The organism is Novosphingobium sp., assembly GCF_037133355.1.
In the GTDB taxonomy this organism is placed as follows: Bacteria; Pseudomonadota; Alphaproteobacteria; order Sphingomonadales; family Sphingomonadaceae; genus Novosphingobium.
The window spans coordinates 95,537-113,694 of record NZ_JBAXOI010000011.1; the positions used below are offsets into that span (position 1 = coordinate 95,537).

At 64.8% G+C, this 18,158-nt stretch carries 18 protein-coding genes; 12 read left to right on the top strand and 6 right to left on the bottom strand.

Features of this window, described 5'->3' with window-relative positions:
- Window positions 1-50: 50 nt before the first annotated feature.
- The 3 genes from WCL10_RS12495 to WCL10_RS12505 are packed head-to-tail and all read left to right on the top strand — an operon-like array spanning window position 51 to window position 3,787.
- Window positions 51-1,937 carry a hydantoinase B/oxoprolinase family protein gene (locus tag WCL10_RS12495; protein ID WP_336895978.1) on the top strand — a complete coding sequence of 629 codons (1,887 nt, stop codon included), beginning with the start codon at window positions 51-53 and terminating at the stop codon, window positions 1,935-1,937.
- Between the two features lie 6 nt (window positions 1,938-1,943).
- A complete protein-coding gene (locus tag WCL10_RS12500) occupies window positions 1,944-3,146 on the top strand; it encodes a CoA transferase (RefSeq protein WP_336896017.1) in 1,203 nt (400 codons plus the stop codon).
- Entirely contained in the window at window positions 3,146-3,787 is a 642-nt protein-coding gene (locus WCL10_RS12505) for an N-carbamoylsarcosine amidohydrolase (RefSeq protein WP_336895979.1), read from the top strand. The genes WCL10_RS12500 and WCL10_RS12505 overlap by 1 nt, the downstream gene beginning before the upstream one ends.
- Here the strand turns inward: WCL10_RS12505 and WCL10_RS12510 are convergent.
- Complete coding sequence (locus WCL10_RS12510) at window positions 3,777-4,217, bottom strand: MarR family winged helix-turn-helix transcriptional regulator (RefSeq protein WP_336895980.1); 441 nt, start codon at window positions 4,215-4,217, stop codon at window positions 3,777-3,779. The two genes, WCL10_RS12505 and WCL10_RS12510, sit on opposite strands and share 11 nt — an antisense overlap.
- A gap of 97 nt (window positions 4,218-4,314) precedes the next feature.
- Window positions 4,315-6,090: a cation:proton antiporter gene (locus WCL10_RS12515; protein ID WP_336895981.1), complete on the bottom strand. Its 1,776-nt coding sequence runs from the start codon at window positions 6,088-6,090 to the stop codon at window positions 4,315-4,317.
- Between the two features lie 116 nt (window positions 6,091-6,206).
- Here WCL10_RS12515 and WCL10_RS12520 point away from each other — a divergent pair, with 116 nt between their 5' ends.
- Window positions 6,207-6,506, top strand: a complete 300-nt coding sequence (locus WCL10_RS12520; RefSeq protein WP_336895982.1) for a hypothetical protein — start codon at window positions 6,207-6,209, stop codon at window positions 6,504-6,506.
- Between the two features lie 68 nt (window positions 6,507-6,574).
- On the opposite strand, the gene WCL10_RS12525 is transcribed toward WCL10_RS12520, so the two are convergent.
- Window positions 6,575-7,036: a PaaI family thioesterase gene (locus WCL10_RS12525; protein ID WP_336895983.1), complete on the bottom strand. Its 462-nt coding sequence runs from the start codon at window positions 7,034-7,036 to the stop codon at window positions 6,575-6,577.
- A gap of 486 nt (window positions 7,037-7,522) precedes the next feature.
- Between WCL10_RS12525 and WCL10_RS12530 the strand changes: the two genes are divergently transcribed.
- The 6 genes from WCL10_RS12530 (at window position 7,523) to katG (ending at window position 13,417) form a co-directional block, all read left to right on the top strand.
- The gene (locus tag WCL10_RS12530) at window positions 7,523-9,049 is read left to right on the top strand and encodes a hypothetical protein (RefSeq protein ID WP_336895984.1); all 1,527 of its coding nucleotides are present in this window, start codon (window positions 7,523-7,525) and stop codon (window positions 9,047-9,049) included.
- A gap of 204 nt (window positions 9,050-9,253) precedes the next feature.
- On the top strand, window positions 9,254-9,460 hold the full coding sequence (locus WCL10_RS12535) for a cold-shock protein (protein ID WP_336895985.1): 207 nt from the start codon (window positions 9,254-9,256) through the stop codon (window positions 9,458-9,460).
- A gap of 104 nt (window positions 9,461-9,564) precedes the next feature.
- A complete protein-coding gene (locus tag WCL10_RS12540) occupies window positions 9,565-9,876 on the top strand; it encodes a septum formation initiator family protein (protein WP_336895986.1) in 312 nt (103 codons plus the stop codon).
- 46 nt (window positions 9,877-9,922) lie between these two features.
- Window positions 9,923-10,537, top strand: coding sequence for a GTP cyclohydrolase I FolE (gene folE, locus WCL10_RS12545; protein ID WP_336895987.1), 615 nt, complete (start codon window positions 9,923-9,925; stop codon window positions 10,535-10,537).
- A gap of 4 nt (window positions 10,538-10,541) precedes the next feature.
- A complete protein-coding gene (locus WCL10_RS12550) occupies window positions 10,542-11,093 on the top strand; it encodes an MOSC domain-containing protein (RefSeq protein ID WP_336895988.1) in 552 nt (183 codons plus the stop codon).
- A 155-nt stretch (window positions 11,094-11,248) separates the two neighbouring features.
- Complete coding sequence (gene katG / locus WCL10_RS12555) at window positions 11,249-13,417, top strand: catalase/peroxidase HPI (RefSeq protein WP_336895989.1); 2,169 nt, start codon at window positions 11,249-11,251, stop codon at window positions 13,415-13,417.
- Window positions 13,418-13,458: 41 nt separating this feature from the next.
- Here katG and WCL10_RS12560 read toward each other — a convergent pair whose 3' ends face one another.
- From WCL10_RS12560 to WCL10_RS12570, 3 genes are all read right to left on the bottom strand, one after another.
- Window positions 13,459-14,109 (bottom strand): hypothetical protein, encoded by a 651-nt coding sequence (locus WCL10_RS12560; RefSeq protein WP_336895990.1) that lies wholly within the window; start codon window positions 14,107-14,109, stop codon window positions 13,459-13,461.
- 23 nt (window positions 14,110-14,132) lie between these two features.
- Window positions 14,133-15,140: a sterol desaturase family protein gene (locus WCL10_RS12565; protein ID WP_336895991.1), complete on the bottom strand. Its 1,008-nt coding sequence runs from the start codon at window positions 15,138-15,140 to the stop codon at window positions 14,133-14,135.
- 151 nt (window positions 15,141-15,291) lie between these two features.
- Window positions 15,292-15,771 (bottom strand): peroxiredoxin, encoded by a 480-nt coding sequence (locus WCL10_RS12570; protein ID WP_336895992.1) that lies wholly within the window; start codon window positions 15,769-15,771, stop codon window positions 15,292-15,294.
- 186 nt (window positions 15,772-15,957) lie between these two features.
- Here WCL10_RS12570 and WCL10_RS12575 point away from each other — a divergent pair, with 186 nt between their 5' ends.
- The gene (locus WCL10_RS12575; RefSeq protein ID WP_336895993.1) at window positions 15,958-16,482 is read left to right on the top strand and encodes a hypothetical protein; all 525 of its coding nucleotides are present in this window, start codon (window positions 15,958-15,960) and stop codon (window positions 16,480-16,482) included.
- A gap of 162 nt (window positions 16,483-16,644) precedes the next feature.
- Window positions 16,645-18,063 carry an adenosylhomocysteinase gene (gene ahcY / locus WCL10_RS12580; RefSeq protein ID WP_336895994.1) on the top strand — a complete coding sequence of 473 codons (1,419 nt, stop codon included), beginning with the start codon at window positions 16,645-16,647 and terminating at the stop codon, window positions 18,061-18,063.
- Window positions 18,064-18,158: the final 95 nt, after the last annotated feature.

Consider the following 18,158-nt stretch of genomic DNA (forward strand, 5'->3'; position numbering starts at 1 on the left):
ACTTCGCTCGACACGAACGGGGCGGGGTTCATTTTTCCCGGAGCACGCTGATGCCTGCAACCATTGTCCAGACCAACCCGACCCCGTTCAACCGCGTCGCCATTGATCCGGTCACGCTCGACATCATCGAAAACGCGCTGCGCAATGCGCGGATCGAGATGGACGCGACACTCGTGCGCACCGCAATGTCGCCCGGCATCCGTGAGCAGGGAGATGCCTTCCCGCTGATCGCCGATCACACCGGCAAGATGATCGTCGGCCAGTTCGGCAGCTTCATCGGCGGCTTTCTTGATAACTTCGAGGGCACACTGGAAGACGGGGACATGATCTTCCTGTCCGACCCCTATTCGGTCGATGGCGCGATCAGCCACTCGAACGACTGGCTGGTGCTGCTGCCGGTGTTCAAGGACGGGCGGCTGATCGCCTACACCTCGATGTTCGGCCACCAGAGCGACATCGGCGGCAAGGTCGTCGGCTCGATGCCGATCAATGCGCGCTCGATCTTCGAGGAAGGCGTGCGCATCCCGCCGGTCAAGATCTGGAAGAAGGGTGAATACAACGACGACCTGATGAAGCTCGTCATGCATCAAACGCGCAAGCCCGACTGGTGCCAGGCGGACCTCAACGCGCTGATCGCGGCCTGCCGAGTTGCCTCGCGCCGCGTTGTTGAAATGGCCGAACGCTTTGGCGACGACGTCTATGTCTCGGCCACGCAGGACCTGCTGGCGCGCAACCACCGCGCGATGCAGGCGCTGATCGGCATGGCGATTGCCGAGGAGCCGGTGAGCTTCGAGGACTACATCTGCGACGACGGCATGGGCTACGGCCCCTACAAGATCAAATGCACGATGTGGCGCGAGGATGGACGGGTGATCCTCGACTTTGCGGGCACCGATCCGCAGAGCCAAGCCTCGATCAACTTCTTCCTCAACGAAAACATGTTCAAGATGTTCTTCGGCATCTACATGATCATGGTCTTCGATCCGCAGATCCTGTTCAACGACGGGTTCTACGATCTGATCGACGTGCGCATTCCCGAAGGCTCTCTCCTAAAGCCGAAGTTCCCCGCAGCCCTTTCGGGTCGCACCCATGCGCTGGGGCGGATCTTCGACATTCTGGGCGGATTGCTGGGCCAGAAGACTCCCGAGTTTCTCAATGCAGCCGGGTTCTCGTCTTCACCGCACCTGTTCTATTCGGGCAACGATGCGCGGCCCGGCAAGAAGGGTGAGTGGTTCCAGCTGTTCCAGATCGGCTTTGGCGGGATCCCGGGCCGGCCGATGGGCGACGGGCCGGATGGCCACTCGCTCTGGCCGGGCTTCACCAACGTGCCCAACGAGTTCCTTGAACGCTACTTCCCGATGCGTATCGAGCGTTATGAATGTGCGGTCGATAGCGGCGGGGCGGGGCTCCACCGCGGCGGAAACGGCATTCACATGACCTACCGTTTCCTCAGCGCAGGCACGATCTCGATCCATGACGACCGCTGGTTCGTCCCGCCGTGGGGCGTGAACGGTGGCGAGCCGGGGCAGCGCGCGCGCAAGGTGCTGGAGCGGGCCGATGGCACCAGCGTGATCGTGGGCAACAAGGTCGAGGATGTCGAGGTTCAGGAAGGCGATCAGCTCCACTTCATCACCTGGGGCGGCGGCGGCTGGGGCGATGCGCTTGCGCGCGATCCGGCGCTCGTCGGTCTTGAAATCACGCAAGGGTTGGTGAGCCCCGAGGGCGCCCGCGACTACGGGGTTGTGGCTGACGCTGCCGGCGTGGTGGATTTGGCCGCCACCGAAGCGCTGCGGGCCGAGCTGCGCGCTGGTCGGGGCGAACTGCCGCTGTTCAACTATGGCCCGGGGATCGAGGCGCTGCGTGAGGGCTGCGTGGACGAAACCGGACTGCCTGCGCCGATCCAGCCGGTCTGGCCGCATCTGGAAGCGGCGGAGTAAGTGGATATGCATGCAGGTGCATTGAACGATATCCGCGTCGTCGAGCTGGGCCAGTTGCTGGCCGGGCCGTTCTGCGGCCAGTTGCTCGGCGACATGGGTGCGGACGTGATCAAGGTCGAGCCGCCGCACGTCAACGGTAAGGGTGGCGGCGACCCCATGCGGGACTGGGGGCAGGGCGACGAGAAAGTGCAGTGGGAAGTGATCGCGCGCAACAAGCGCTCGGTCTCGGCCAACTTGCGCATTCCCGAAGGCCAGGCCTTGGTGCGCAAGCTGATCCGCGAGGCGGACGTGCTGATCGAGAACTTCAAGCCGGGCACGCTGGAGAAGTGGGGCCTCGGGCCTGACGTGCTGCTGGCCGAGCAGCCGGGCCTCATCATTGCGCGCATGTCGGGCTATGGGCAGGATGGGCCCTATTCGGACCGCGCCGGCTTTGGCGGGATCGGTGAGGCGATGGGCGGTTGGCGCTACATCGTGGGCGAACCCGACCGTCCGCCGAGCCGCATGGGCGTCTCCATCGGCGATACGCTGACCGCGACTTATGGCTGCATGGGCGTGCTGGCCGCGCTGCATGTGCGCGAGAGGACAGGCAAGGGTCAGGTCATCGATGCGGCGCTCTATGAAAGCGTGCTGCAGGTGATGGAGGGCCTCGTGCCCGAGTACGACCGCATGGGGCTGATCCGCGAGCGGTCGGGCTCGATCCTCAAGGGCATCGCGCCGTCGAACGTCTATTCGTGCAAAGACGGCGAGTTCATGATCGGGGCGAACAAGGACTCGCTGTGGAAGCGCCTTGCCGCCGTCATGGGCCAGCCGGAACTCGGCGATGATCCGCGTTTCGCCACGCACCTTGCCCGCGGAGCCAACCAGACCGAGATCGACAACCTTATCAACGACTGGACCAGGAACAAGTCCATCGAGGAAGTCGACGACGCGATGATCGAAGCCTCGATCCCGGCAGGCCGTGTCTACCGCGCGCCCGATATGCTGGCTGATCCGCACTTCGCAGCGCGCGGCGCGATCATCGAGGTGGAGACCGAGCGGTTCGGGCCCCTGAAGATGCAGGGTTCGTTCCCCAAGCTCTCCGGCACGCCGAGCGGGGTGCGGCGGCCAGCGCCCGCGACGGTGGGACAGCACAATGACGAAATCTATGGCGGCCTGCTCGGCATGAGCGAAGCGGAGCTGGCGGACCTTGCGGCGGGCGGGGTAATCTGATGGCGCGGGGCGAGGCGGACCTTTCCGGCAACTACGCGGGCGCGTTCGATGGCTCGCTGCCGTTCGGGGACCGCCCCGCGCTGATCGTGATCGATATGGTCGAGGCCTATCTCCAGCCCGGCTCGCCGCTCTACGCGGGTGTCGAGGCGGCGGTCGAGAGTGCGGTGAGGCTTGTCTCGGCGTCGCGCGCGGCGGGCATCCCGGTGATCTTCACCAATGTGGAGTATGCCCCCGGCGGTGCGGATGGCGGGGTGTTCTATCGCAAGGTTCCCGCGCTTGCGGTGTTCCAGCAAGGTTCGCCGCTGGGCGCTTTCCCGGCAGTGCTGAGCCCGCAGGACGGTGATCTTGTCATTACCAAGCGCTATGCCTCGGCTTTCTTCGCAACGCATCTGGCGGCGACGCTGACGTCGCTTGGCGTCGATACGTTGATCATCGCCGGCGTATCCACTTCGGGCTGCGTGCGCGCGACCGCGCTTGATGCCTGCCAGAACGGCTTCCTGCCCTTCGTGGTACGCGATGCCTGCGGGGACCGGCATGCCGCTCCGCACGAAGCCAACTTGTTCGACCTGCAGGCCAAATATGCCGAAGTGGTGAGCGAGGCGCGGGTGCTCGAGCTGATGGCCGAGACAGTCAACCGCTGACAGGTACAGCCAGCGGGCCGAGCATCCGGGCAAGCGCGGCGCAGTCGTCCTCTACCACTCGCGCGCCGAGCGCGGCCTCGATCGCTTCGGCATAGACTGGCCACATGGCGCTGCGCATCGTGCGCCCTTCGGTTGTGAGATCGAGGGTGTGGCCCCTCGCATCGTCCGGGCAGGGGGTGCGGGTGATGAGTCCGGCCCTGACCATCCGGTCGAGCAGACGGGAGAGCGCATATTGCTCGGTTCCCAAGGATGTCTGCAATGCACGCGGCCGCTGCGGCCCGCCGCGTTCGAGCGCGAGGAGCACGTCGTACCAGTCGGGCGGCGGGAGCCCGGCGGCGCGCAGCGCGGCAGCGCAATGCTGCTCGGCGAGATCGGCTGCGCGCAGAAGGCGCGTCCAGACCAGCAAGGTCATGGCGGCGGGCTTGGCCATGGCGCGGGAGCCTTTTCATGCAAATGCATCGGTAAGTCGATGCGGATGCATCAATGATCATGCGGGAGCATCGAAAAATCAATGCAAGTGCAACTACCTAGCCCGGCTCGCCTTCGACTTCCTGCGGCTCCGGCGCAGTGAGCATTTGATCACGCGCGGCTCGCGGATCGCCCGTTTCGACCTGCCGGTCGAGCCGAGCTGTATCTCGGATGCGGAACAGGGCTTCGGCGCGGGTTATTGCCTCGTTGCTGAGCCCGGCATTGTCGAGCGCGGCGCGGGCCATTGCTACTGCGGACTCGAATGTCTCCCGCACGATGACCGTGACTGGCGCATCGCGCAGCTTTATCACCGCACGGCGATCGAAGGCGCGGACATAGAGCGCGGCCTTGGGGAAAGCTTCATGCACCGCACTGAGCATCGGCGCATCGAGCTGGTCGCCATCGAGGCAGAACAGGATCATTTCCGCCTCCGAGGCGCCCGCCTGGCGCAGCATGTCGATGCGCGTGCCGTCGCCGAAATAGACCTTGGCGCCAAACGTGCCGGCCACGTCGATCATTTCAACATCGGTATCGATCAGCGTGACGGTAATGCCGCCCGCCTGCAGCACCTGGCCGACGGCCTGCCCGAAGCGCCCGTAGCCGACGATCAGTGCGTTGGCGCCGTCATTGCTGGGTCCTTCGCGGGTCGCAGTCGCGGTGGGCACCGGCTCGGCACGGAAGCGGCGGGTGGCGGTCATCAGGAACGGCGTGGTTGCCATCGACAGGGTGACGACCGCGCCGAACAGGCTGGCCGCCTCGGGTGCGATGAGCAGCGCGTGGCTGGCCTGCGCGAAGAGCACGAAGCCGAACTCACCGCCCTGGCTGAGCAGCAGGCCGAGCGCGAGCGCGCCGCGCCACGGCATGCCGAACAGGCGCGCGATGCAAAACATGACCGCGGCCTTCACCGTGATCAGCATGAGCGCCATCGAGAGCACGAACAGCGGATCGCGCGCGATGGCGCCAAGATCGAGCATCATGCCCACCGCCAGGAAGAACAGGCCGAGCAGGATCGAGCGGAAGGGTTCGACATCGGCTTCGAGTTCGTGGCGATAAGGGCTGTCCGCCAGCATGACGCCGGCGATGAAGGCGCCGAGCGCGGTCGAGAGGCCAAGCAGTTCCATGACCGCGCCCGCAGCGAGCACGGTGAACAAGGCGGCGACCACGAACATCTCGCGCTCGCCCAGATTGCCGATCAGGCGAAAAAGCGGGCGGATCAGGAAGCGGCCGGCCGCGACAAGGCCTGCAATCGCGCCGACGGTTTCGAGCGCGAGCAGCCATCCAGGTGGTCCCCCGACATCGGCGGGATTGCGGCTCAATGCGGTGATGATCGTGATCAGCGGGATGATCGAGAGATCCTGGAACAACAGAATCGAGAAAGCCCGCTCGCCAAAGCGCGTCCTGAGGCGGCCGGAGGATTGCAGCATCGGCAGGACCTGCGCGGTGGACGAAAGCGCCAGCGGCAGACCGAGCGCGAGTGCGGCGGCGGGCGAGAAATTGGTCGTGAGCATGATCACGCCGGCCAACGCGAGACCGCAGAGCGAGACCTGCAACAAGCCGAGTCCGAGAATGTCGCGCTTCATCTTCCAGAGTTTGGATGGATCGAGTTCGAGCCCGACGAGGAAAAGCAGCAAGGTTATGCCAAGCTCGGCAAAACCCAGCTTCTGCTCCGCATCGCCAACCATGTTCAGGACGAATGGCCCCAGCACCGCGCCCGCGACAAGGTAGCCGAGCGTGGCGCCGAGCCCGAGGCGGCGGAACAGCAAGACGAAGGCCAGCGCGAAGCCCAGCAGCAGGAAGCCGTCGTGCAGGATGGAGGCGGGGGCAGGGGAGGTCACGTGGAGGTTGTCAGGCCTTGTGCTTCAGAGGTCAACAGTCCTTCCCGGACCATTCCTATTGACATCGCTGTAGGCAGCATGGTTCCTGCGCCGCGGAACAACACAAGGAGAGGCCCATGTCTGTTGCCGGAAAGTATGAGTGCGTGACTCGTTCGCCCATGGGCGATCAAACCTCGATCCTCACCATCGAAGTCGATGGTGACAGCTTCAGCGGCAGCAATTCGGGGCCGATGGGCAACATGGCGATCACCGGCGGCAGCGTCGATGGCAACACCATCAGCTGGTCGAGCGACATTACCGTGCCGATGCCGATGAAGCTCGATTGCAAGGCAACGATCGAGGGCGACGAGCTGGCCGGCACTGTTACGGCCGGAATGTTCGGCAGCTTCCCGATGACGGGCAAGCGCATCGGTTGACCCCCGGTCGGCGGGGAAGGCGGGCGGCCGCAATTGGCCGCACCGCCTACCTGCGCCCTTCCGGATGATCAGTGCGAGGGCGGCGCCGGGGTGCGCTTGAGCGTGCCCGAGAAAGACAGCGCCGCCTCGCCATCTGCAGTAACCACACCGCGCACAAAAACGAGGCTGCGCCCGGCCCGGATCACATCGCCGCGCGCCTCGAGCAACTGGCCCGTGCGCGCCGGTCCTACGAACTCGCAGTTGAATGTGACGGTGACGCCGTTGACGCTCTCCCCGCCCGACCCGGCGATCATGAACAGCGAGAAATCGGCGAAGGTCATCATGCAGCCGCCGTGGACGTTGCCATGACTGTTGCAATTGAGCGGCCCGGGCCGAAAGCCTGTGACCACGCCCACCTCGTCGCGCCGTGTGTAGAACGGGCCGATTGCATCCTCGAACGGGTCAATGCTGGCCCAATGGTACCAGCCTTCCCAGGCAGGATCGGTCGCCGGTTCGAAATTGCCGGTAAAGGGCGGGGCGGAAGCTGTCATGCGCGGCGATTCCTCGAGGCTTGGACTCGATCATGCGCTGGCCAAGAGCGGACGGCCCGTCAAGCGCAGGCGGTAGCGGCACTTCGCTGCTCTGCGAATATCGCAGTGCTGCGAACGGATGTGCCGCCGCGCGTGTGCCCCTGACGGGTGTTGGGCCGATGCCGGATGCGGCTCCTGACGGCTCGGCGAAATCCTTGCCGAAGTCGAAATAGCCAATGTGAATATTTATGGAGAGAAATGTTGGTTATTATTTCCAAGGCTAAAAATGCCATATAGGTACTATAAAATTACAATTTTATACCGATAATTCGATCCCCCAAATGAGGTCGACGGACGCCCGATGGCGTCGCAGGATCGGGCGATGGAACTGCCTGAGACAATAAGTGTTAATGACTGGTTTGTCATAAATGGCTCATGCGAATCGGCTAAGGGCTCTTCCTTAGGTGTCGAGTGTTGGAACAGCGACACATTGGGGGTTCGGGCGAGATGGCGCAGCAAGCTGACAACGCTGCATTTCCGGAAGCGCTGGTTGATCCGGTGCCGGCAAGTGCCCCTGCTGGTCGAAATCCGAGCCGGGTGCGCACCATTGCCATCAACGCGCTGCGGTTTGTTTCCGTACTCGTCGGTGCAGGACTGCTGCTCCGTGCCGGGGCGTCGGAGCATGCCGTCTCCGCAGTTGATGAACCGAGGCCGCAACCCGAAAAGCCGGCGCAATCGCGCCTCGTTGTGCCGCAGCCCGCGTTTGGCCAGACCGCACGGGCCGATGGCGAGCGCACGAAGGCTCTTACCGCCGCTCCGATCACCGCGGTAACGCCTGTCGCTGCCACAGCGACCGCTGGAACCGCGCTTTCCTCAGCGCGCCCGCGCAAGTCCGCTGCGCATGCTGGAATGGCCAAATCGCTGACATCAAGCGCCCAGTTGCTTCCCGTTGTGGAGGTTTCGAGGCCGGCGGCAGCTAAGCCAACCGTTGCAGAGCCAACCGTTGCAGAGGTTGTGCCGGTTGCCGTGGCTCCTGCCAAGCGCACGGCTGTTTCGCGCCGCGCTCCGCTGATCCGCGATCGCGCTGCAGCCACGGCGTCGCTTGCCGACAACACCCCCTCGATCCTTTCGCCAAGCCGCCCGCTTCCGGCAGCGGGCCTTCTTGCTCCGGTGCGCGTTGTGAGCAGCGCGGGTACCGATGCAACCCGTTCTCCCGTGCTCCGCAGCGCTCCGGTGCCCGCGCCCGCACCTGCGCTCGCCGCCGTCAGGCCCGCGCCTTCCGCACCCGCGGCAGCAGCACCGGTCCAGATTTCGCTGGCACCGCCGGTCATGCGTCCCGGCCCGCGCACCACGACCCGGACCTCAGACATCCGCGATGTGATGCGTCGGCCCGCCTCCGCTTGGGACTATGCTGAAGGGCTGACGCCTGAACTGGCTGGCCGTTCGGCCGCCATCCCGCCGCAGACAAGCGCGCAGCCCGTTGTCGCGGCCCAGCCTGCTCCCGCCCAACTTGCCGCTGCCAGGCCTTCGGTTCTGATGCGGGCTGCGCCGCCGGTGGCTGCGCAAGCGCCGGCCGGCGCGCGGGCGATCGCGGCGAGGCCAGTTGCCAAGCCGGTGGCGGCGGAGAGCCGCGCTGCGCCGCCGCCTGCACCGGGTCGTCCGCTTGCGCTTCTTGATCTTCCGCCGTCCCGCAAGCTTTCGGCAGCGCTTGGTGCTGGCCGTGAGTCCGCTGCGGCGATCACCGCGGAGGCGAGCCCTCCGGTTCGCGCTTCCGCACTTGGCAGGGCTCGCTTGGCCCCGTCGGCCCGGCGCGGCGTGCGGCGCGGAAGCGGCAACGCCAATGCCGTGCAATCGGGTCAGTCCTTGGCTCCTGCGGGTGAAGCGGATGCTGCTCAGGTCGGCCCGGCAAGTGGCTCGCAGGTCTCGTCGGCGGGCAATACCGGGTCCGGTTCGCCTACCCAGCTGGCCGATGCTGCCGCTCCGGCTCGGCGCGGCCTCAGCCTGCGCGAACGGATTCCGCACCCCGCCTTCTGACCTGCGCCTGAAGCGCATGCGCAAGGTTGTGCGATGAGCGCTCGCTAATTCCCGGGCATGGTGCTAGGGCCACCGGGCTGACGTCGCATTCGACGGATATCGGGCCTGCTTAGGCTCCACCCTTTGTCCCAGAGATAGCCACACGAAGCCGGGATGCGCGACTGTTGCGCATGCCCGTCATTGCTTTGGACAAGGAAAAGCAAAATGATCACCGGAACCGTGAAATTCTTCAATACCGACAAAGGCTATGGTTTTATCGCGCCTGAGGGCGGCGGCGGCGATGCCTTTGTGCACATCTCGGCCGTCGAGCGCGCTGGCATGACCACGCTCGATAAGGACCAGCGCATCTCCTACGAGCTGGAAACCGATCGCCGTGGCAAGACCTCTGCGGTCAACCTGCAGGCGGCCTGATCCTCGCGTGGCCGGGCCTTCCGCGTTGCGGGGCCCGGCTGCGGTTGCCACAAATCTGCTTTTTGCGGTTGAATCGACAAGACAAGTGTGATTCTGTGCCCGCGATGAAACGTCGCCGCTCCCATCTCAAGCTGCCGCGCGAAAGCCTGACGCAGAGTTTTGCGCTTGTTGCGCTGCTGCTGCTTGGCGCGGTTGCGCTTGCCGGGCCGAGCGGCGTGCTCGCTTGGACTGAAAATGCCCGGCTGCTCGAGCAGCGCCAGGCTGAAGTGAAGCAGCTGGAAGCCGAGCGCGACCGGCTGCGCAACCGGGTGGACCTGCTCGATCCGCGCCACGCCGATCCCGATCTGGTTGGCGAATTGCTGCGCTCCGATCTCAATGTCGCGCACCCCGACGAGCTGGTCATCCAGCGCAAGTGATGCGGCTCGCCGCGCACATGCGGCACCTCCAAGGAGATGACCGGGAATGGACGTCCACCACGGACATGACGATGACGACGCCGGCGAGGCGGGCAAGATCCCGGTTCCCGCCGAAGTGCGCGAAGCGATCCGCACGTTGATCCGCTGGTCGGGCGACGACCCGGAGCGCGAAGGTCTGCTTGATACCCCCAGCCGCGTGGCGCGCGCTTGGAAGGAATATTGCCAGGGCTACGCCGAGGACCCGGCTGCACACCTTGCGCGCCAGTTCGAGGAAGTGGGCGGCTACAACGAACTCGTCCTGCTGAAGGACATTCCTTTCCAATCGCATTGCGAACACCATATGGCGCCGATCATCGGCAAGGCGGCGATTGCCTATCTGCCGCGCGACAAGGTGGTGGGCATTTCCAAGCTCGCGCGCGTACTCAATGCCTATGCGCGGCGGCTGCAGATCCAGGAGCGGCTGACCGCGGAAGTGGCGCTGTGCATCTGGGACAACCTCAAGCCGCACGGCGTGGCGGTGGTGATCGAGGCGCAGCACGGCTGCATGACGGGGCGCGGCGTGCGCACCCCGGGCGTGGGCATGGTCACCAGCCGCATGATGGGCACATTCCTCGAGGATAATCGCAGCCGCAAGGAAGTCCTGAGCCTGATGGGGTATTGAGGCCGTGGCCGCTGATGCCCCCACTGTGGTCGCGGTGAGCCGGGCGGCGGGCCACGCTTTTTCGAAGCAAGTCGCGACGGATGGGATCGTTCTCGTGGCAGGACTTGGCGTAGAAGGCGATGCCCATTGCGGGGAGACGGTGAAGCACCGCTCGCGTGTGGCTGTCGATCCGGCGCAGCCCAACCTCAGGCAGGTACACTTGCTTCACACCGAGTTGCTGGAGGAACTCGCGGCCCGCGGGTTTGCCGTCGCGTCCGGCGATCTGGGCGAGAACATCCTGACGCGCGGCCTTGACCTGCTTGGGCTGGGCGCCGGCACCCGGCTCGAGATTGGCGGTGCCGAGATTGAGCTGACAGGGCTGCGCAACCCCTGCGCGCAGATCGAACGCTTCCAGACCGGGCTGCTCGCGGCGGTGCTGGACCGGGCGGCGGACGGCGCATTGATCCGCAAGTGCGGCGTGATGGGGGTTGTGGTGCGCGGTGGTCCGGTCCGGGCTGGTGACGCGATCATCGTTACGCCGCCGGTGGGCGCGCACAGGCCGCTCGCGCCGGTTTGACGGGTGCCTGTAACGCGTATCGGGGTTTCGGCCCATTCGATCATTGTCCGCTGACTGATAGGTAAACTCGATAACTCCAATGCAGTTTAATCGCTTCACGCAATAAGCGCAGAGGCGTACCTTCTGCTCCATCGAATACGAGGGAGTCTGAAGCCATGAACATGCAATCCGGAGATGCGTCGGGCGGTTGCCCGGTCCACAAGGGCGGCCCGAGGTCGCTGCTTGGCCGCACGAACAAGGACTGGTGGCCTGAGGCGCTGCCCGTCGACATCCTGCATCAGGGCGGCACTTCGCCCGATCCGATGGGTGCCGATTTTGATTATGCCGAGGCCTTCAAGGCGCTCGATTATGCCGCGCTGAAGGCTGACCTGGCCGCGCTGATGACGGATAACCAGCCGTGGTGGCCGGCCGATTACGGGCATTACGGCCCGTTCTTCATCCGCATGGCCTGGCACGCGGCGGGCACATATCGCACCGCCGACGGTCGCGGCGGCGCCAACAGCGGGCAGCAGCGGTTTGCTCCGCTCAATTCCTGGCCCGACAACGGCAACCTCGACAAGGCGCGGCGGCTGCTCTGGCCGATCAAGGCAAAGTACGGGAAGCATATCTCGTGGGCCGATCTCTTCGTGCTTGCGGGCAATGTCGCGATCGAAACGATGGGTGGGCCGGTGTTCGGCTTCGGCGCAGGCCGGGCCGACGTCTTCGAGCCCGAGCGCGATATCTTCTGGGGGCAGGAGTCGAAGTGGGTTGATGCCGCCGAGACGCGCATCCAGCCTGACAATGAAATGGACCTCGAGAACCCGCTTGCCGCGATCCAGATGGGCCTCATCTATGTGAACCCCGAAGGCCCTGGCGGCGTGCCCGATCCGCTGGCCTCGGCGCGCGATATCAAGATCACGTTCGAGCGCATGGCGATGAACCACGAGGAGACCGTCGCGCTCACCGCAGGCGGCCACACTTTCGGCAAGGCACATGGGGCGGGCGATGCTGCGCTGGTCGGCCCCGCGCCCGAGGCGGCGGACATCACCGCGCAAGGCTTCGGGTGGCTCAGCACTCACGCAAGCGGCAAGGGCGGCGATGCGATCACCAGCGGGATCGAGGGGCCCTGGGTCAACACGCCTACCGAATGGTCGGGCAACTATTTCCGCTTGCTGCTCGACTACGAGTACGAACTGGTCCGCTCGCCTGCCGGCGCGCACCAGTGGCAGCCGATCGACCAGCGCGAGGAAGACATGGCGCCTGCCGCGCATGACCCTTCGCTGCGCGTGCCGACAATGATGACCACCGCCGACATGGCGCTCAAGGTCGATCCCGAACTGCGGCTGATCTCGGAGCGGTTCCGTGATGATCACGAGGCGTTCAAGGATGCTTTCGCCCGTGCCTGGTTTAAGCTTACCCACCGCGATATGGGGCCGAAGGCACGCTACCTCGGCCCGGAAGTTCCGGCGGAAGACCTGATCTGGCAGGATCCGGTTCCGGCCGGGACCATGCCGGGCGAGGACGAGGTCGCAGCGTTCAAGGCGGCGATCCTGTCTTCGGGCGTTGCACCGTCAGCGCTCATCAAGGCGGCCTGGGCCTCGGCCTCGACATATCGCCGCACCGACCAGCGCGGCGGCGCCAACGGGGCGCGCATCCGCTTGGCGCCGCAGAAGGACTGGGCGGTGAACGATCCTGAAGAGCTGGCCGAGGTGCTGGCGGCAATCGAGGCTGCGCGCGGCAACCTTTCGGTGGCCGATGCTATTGTGCTGGCGGGCAGCGCGGCAATCGAGGCGGCGGCCGGGGTTGCGGTGCCGTTCAGCGGTGGGCGCGGCGATACTTCGGAAGAGTGGACCGACGCGGCAAGTTTCGACGTGCTCGAGCCGCGTGCCGACGGGTTCCGCAACTACCTTGCGGCGAAACACAGCGTGAAGACAGAGGAACTGCTGCTCGACCGGGCCTCGCTGCTCGGGCTTTCGGCACCGGAAATGGCGGTCCTGGTCGGCGGCCTGCGCGTGCTGGGTGCCAACCATGGCGGCAGCGACCTGGGCGTGCTGACGCACCGCGTGGGCCAGCTCACCAACGACTTCTTCGTCAACCTGCTCGACATGAGCACCGCATGGAGCGCGGTCGAAGGCAGCGGCGAGGAGGCGTTCGAAGGCCGTGACCGGACGACGGGCGAAGTGAAGTGGCGGGCGAGCCGGGCCGATCTTGTGTTCGGTTCGAACAGCCAGTTGCGCGCGGTGGCCGAAGCCTACGCCGAAGCGGGGGGCGAGGCGCGGTTCGTGGCCGACTTCGTCAAGGCCTGGACCAAAGTGATGAAGGCCGACCGGTTCGATCTGGCCTGAGACATTGTCGGGGGTGCTGCAGCACGCGGCGCCCCCGGCGTTCACGCCAGCGTTCGCTGAAACAGCCGCCGGATCAGGATTGCTTCTAGGATGCGGCCCAGAATATAGAGCGCCGCGAAAATGCCGGCAAAGACATAGGCCGGTGTGGGCGAAAAGCCCTCGGGCGCCTCCTCTTCGGCCTTTTTCTTCTTGTCCTTGTCCTTCTCGTCCTTGGGCTTCTCGGGCGCGGGGGCGCCGAGGAACTTATCGACTGGACTGAGCTGGATCTCGGACTTCTTGTCCTTCTTCTTGTCGTCCTTCTTTGATTTTTCCTCCGTCGGCGGCTTTTCGAGCTTGCCGAGCGCGATGGTCAGTTGCGCGACGCCAAGGAACAGCAGCGGGGCGAGGAAGCACCACAGCAGCGCGCGGCTCATCAGGTTGTAGCGCAGAACCGCGCCCTCACCGGCGGGCACGATGTGAAGCACACCCGAATCGACCACCGAGAGCGGGTCCTGCGCAAGCTGGTCCTTCTTGGTGACCGCAATCAGGTCGCCCATGCGCGCATGGGTGGTGCCGGGATGCGCGAAAAGCGGTTCGAGTTTGCCGAGGGCTTCGTCGGCGGTCTGTCCGGCCGGCAGGGGGACCTCGCCACGCAAGCGCCAGATCCAGTCCATCAGGCGTAGCGGCGAGACCTTCTCAGCAGGGGTGGCCATCGCCGCGCTCAGGCTCGACACGCTTATTCCGCCGGTACCGCTGATGAGGAATTAGCGCGTGCAAAGAGCGGCGCGCGGGTGGCGCGCTCCTTGTATGCCTTCCAGCCTTCAGTGAAGGGATAGAGCATCTGCTCGCGGATCGACATGCGGCGACCGCCTTCCATGCCGAGCAGTTCAGCCTCGCCATCGATGCAGGTGCCGAACATCCGGTCGATGAAGATCAAGGTGTTGGCGTAATTGCTGCGCGTTGATTCAAAGTCCTGAGAATGGTGCAGGCTGTGATGTTCGGTGGTGTTGAACGTCCAGCGCCACCAGCGGGGGCTGTTGAAGCGCACGTTGATGTGCTGGTAGGCGCCAACCGACATGCCGATCGCGCCAGCCAGCAGGAATGCGCGCGGCAGGAAATCGAACAGGCCGCCGATGCCGAGGCCGATCAGGAACAGTTCTACCGGATTGCCGACCGCGCCTTTGTGGACGTTGAGCTGTGTAATGTAGTGGTGCACCGAATGGGGCAGCCACAGCGGGTACCAGTTGTGCATCCCGCGGTGCATCCAGTACTGCACGAAATCGAAGATGAAGATGATCAGGAACGCCTGGACGAGCAGCGGCAGGCCGGTGAACCACGCGAACTTTTCGAGGTGCAGGCTGCCCTGGATCGCTTCGATCGCGACATCGCTTCCGATGTAGTTTTCCGCAAGATTCAGCAAAGTTCCGGCGAGGCCGACGTAGAACAGGTCAGTCGCCAGTTCCTTCCAGGTGATCTGCCACGACTGGTGGCGAGGGTTCGTCAACTCGAGGATTTGCAGGATCACCCGGAAGCCGATGCCGATCCCGATCGCGGTGGAGGCCTTGGCGATGGAATTCGGCGCGTAGTACCAGAAGGCGACGAGTCCGAAGAGCACCGCTGGCTGGAACCAGGTGAAAAACAGGCGCTTGAGGAGGCCGCCCTCAACCTTGGGAATGTTTTCCCAGCCAATCGTCACCGGCGACTGGGTTCCGACAACGCGCTTCCCGACTCGAATACCGTCCATCACATGACCCCATTGTGCGGTGCAGCGAGGAGCAGGATGGCGGAATTCTGACAGTCGTCAAGCATGCATTGGCTGCACTTCGGGGGTAATCCATGCCGCAGTGCCGCGCTGTATGCGCTGCGCTGCGGCATGAGTATTACGATTTATTACGTCAAAGGTGCTCGAGCACATACTCGGCCGAGGAGACATTGAAGTCGCCCGGGGCCTCGACATGAAGCTGCTCGACCGTACCGTCGTTGATCACCATGGCAAAACGCTGGCCGCGAATGCCGAGGCCAAAGCCGGTGCCGTCCATGGTGAGGCCGAGCGCCTTGGCAAAATCGCCGTTGCCATCAGCCAGCATGGTGACGTCGGCCGAACCGGCAGCGGCGCCCCAGGCCTTCATCACGAAGGGATCGTTGACCGCCGTGCAGGCGATTTCGTCCACGCCCTTGGCGCGGATTTCGGCGGCCTTTTCCACGAAGCCCGGCAGGTGCTTGGCCGAGCAGGTGGGGGTAAAGGCGCCCGGCACCGAGAACAGCGCGACGCGCTTGCCGGCGAAGTATTCGCCCGACTGAACCGCATCGATCCCGTCGGCCGTGGCTTTCACCAGCTTCACATCGGGCAGCTTGTCTCCAACCGCAATCGTCATGGGCAAGGATCCTCTTTCTGTTGATCTGTGCGTTGATGCGCATAGGCCGATATAGGGGCGGTGTGTGACAGCGCAACCGCTGGCAGATGGTTAAGTCCGCTTCACCGCGTGTCTTGAAGAAGGAGTAAGTCCGGCCCCGCAAACTGCCCCTTCGAGCCTGGGAGGCTGCGAGGGGAGAATCGGGATATGCGCGTTCGCTCTGTGGTGCAAAAGGCGTGCGCGGCAATCGCTGCGGGGGCGCTGGTGATCGGCCTTGCAGCGCCAGCCTTGGCGGCGCCGGCCTGCTGGTCGGCCGAGCTTGTGCGGGCCGCGCGCATGCGCCAGCTCGATGTCATGCTCATGGTGGGTTCGCTGCGCTGCCGCGGCACCGCGCAGGACTACCGCGCGGCCTATGACCGCTTTCTGCTGCGGCACCGACCGCAGCTTGGCCGGGTCAATCAGATGATTCTTGCCGAGATGCGCGGCCGGTTGGGACCGATCGGTGCGCTCGAGGCGCTTGACGAGGCGAGCGTGCGCATGGCCAACCGCTATGGCGATCGCGCCGACTATGGCTGCGCCGATCTTGGCCAGATCGCCGCCGCACTGGCCGAAAGCGGCGACGAGGCGCTGCCACGGGCGGGCGATTTGCTGGTGGGCGAGGATGTCGCGCTCGAACGATGCCCGGTCCAGGTTGCGGTTGCGGCCATGCCCCCCGCGCGCAAATTGCCATAGGCGCAGCGGGACTGTCCCAAGGAGGCATCTGTCCGAAAGGGATATAAAGACATCTTTATATAGTATTTGCCTAAGGCCGCGAGGCCCGCTAAGGGGGTGTTAGCAAGGCCCACCCTCCCGGCGGGCTTTTTGTCGTTTGACTGCAATCTTGGAGAATGCCTCGTGGCCAGCGTGCTTGACGCCCGGAAGGACTATGTAATCGCCGATATCGGCCTCGCCGATTTCGGGCGCGCCGAAATCCGGATCGCTGAAACGGAAATGCCCGGCCTTATGGCGCTGCGTGAGGAATTTGGCGCCTCGCAGCCCCTGAAGGGCGCGCGCATCACCGGGTCGCTTCACATGACGATCCAGACCGCGGTGCTGATCGAGACGCTGACCGCGCTCGGCGCCGATGTGCGCTGGGCGACCTGCAACATCTTCTCGACGCAGGATCACGCTGCTGCCGCGATCGCGGCTTCGGGCGTTCCGGTGTTCGCGATCAAGGGTGAAAGCCTTGCGGAATACTGGGATTATGTCGGCTCGATATTCACCTGGGACGCCGAAACCCCGGGCCAGACTGCCAACATGATCCTCGACGATGGCGGCGACGCCACGATGTTCGCGCTGTGGGGCGCGCGCGTGGAAGCGGGCGAGACGCTGTTCGAGCCGAGCAATGCCGAAGAGATCGAGTTCGTCCGCGCGCTCAATGCGTTCCTCAAGGCGAAGCCCGGCTACCTCACCGACACGGTCAAGGCCATCAAGGGCGTCTCGGAAGAGACCACCACGGGTGTCCACCGGCTCTATCAGATCGCCAAGGACGGCAAGCTGCCGTTCCCCGCGATCAACGTGAACGACTCGGTGACCAAGTCGAAGTTCGACAACCTTTATGGCTGCAAGGAATCGCTGGTCGACGCGATCCGCCGCGCCACCGACGTGATGCTCGCCGGCAAGGTCGCCTGCGTGGCCGGTTTCGGCGATGTCGGCAAGGGTTCGGCAGCGTCGCTGCGCCAGGGCGGCGCGCGCGTCATGGTCACCGAGATCGACCCGATCTGCGCGCTGCAGGCGGCGATGGAAGGCTATGAAGTCGTGACGATGGACGAAGCCGTCAAGCGCTGCGACATCTTCGTGACCGCCACCGGCAACGAGGACGTGATCACCGCCGACCACATGAAGGCGATGAAGCCCATGTCGATCGTGTGCAACATCGGCCACTTCGACAGCGAGATCCAGATCTCGGCGCTCGACAACTACAAGTGGACCGAAGTGAAGCCGGGCACCGACCTGGTGGAATTCCCGGACGGAAAGCAGATCATCATCCTGGCCAAGGGCCGCCTCGTGAACCTGGGCTGCGCCACCGGCCACCCCAGCTTCGTGATGAGCGCGAGCTTCACCAACCAGACTCTGGCGCAGATCGAGCTGTTCACCAATCCCGAGCAGTACAAGAACGAGGTCTACGTTCTGCCCAAGCACCTCGACGAAAAGGTCGCGGCGCTGCACCTGGCCAAGCTTGGCGTGCAACTGTCCAAGCTTTCGTCCAAGCAGGCGTCTTACATCGGCGTGCCCGAGGCGGGCCCGTTCAAGCCGGACCACTACCGCTACTGAGCCGCGCGGCAAGCGACGCTCGAACGCTTCGGAAGGCCCGCGCGAAAGCGCGGGCCTTCTTCGTGACGGGCCTCCCACAGCTTGTGCCAGGCCCG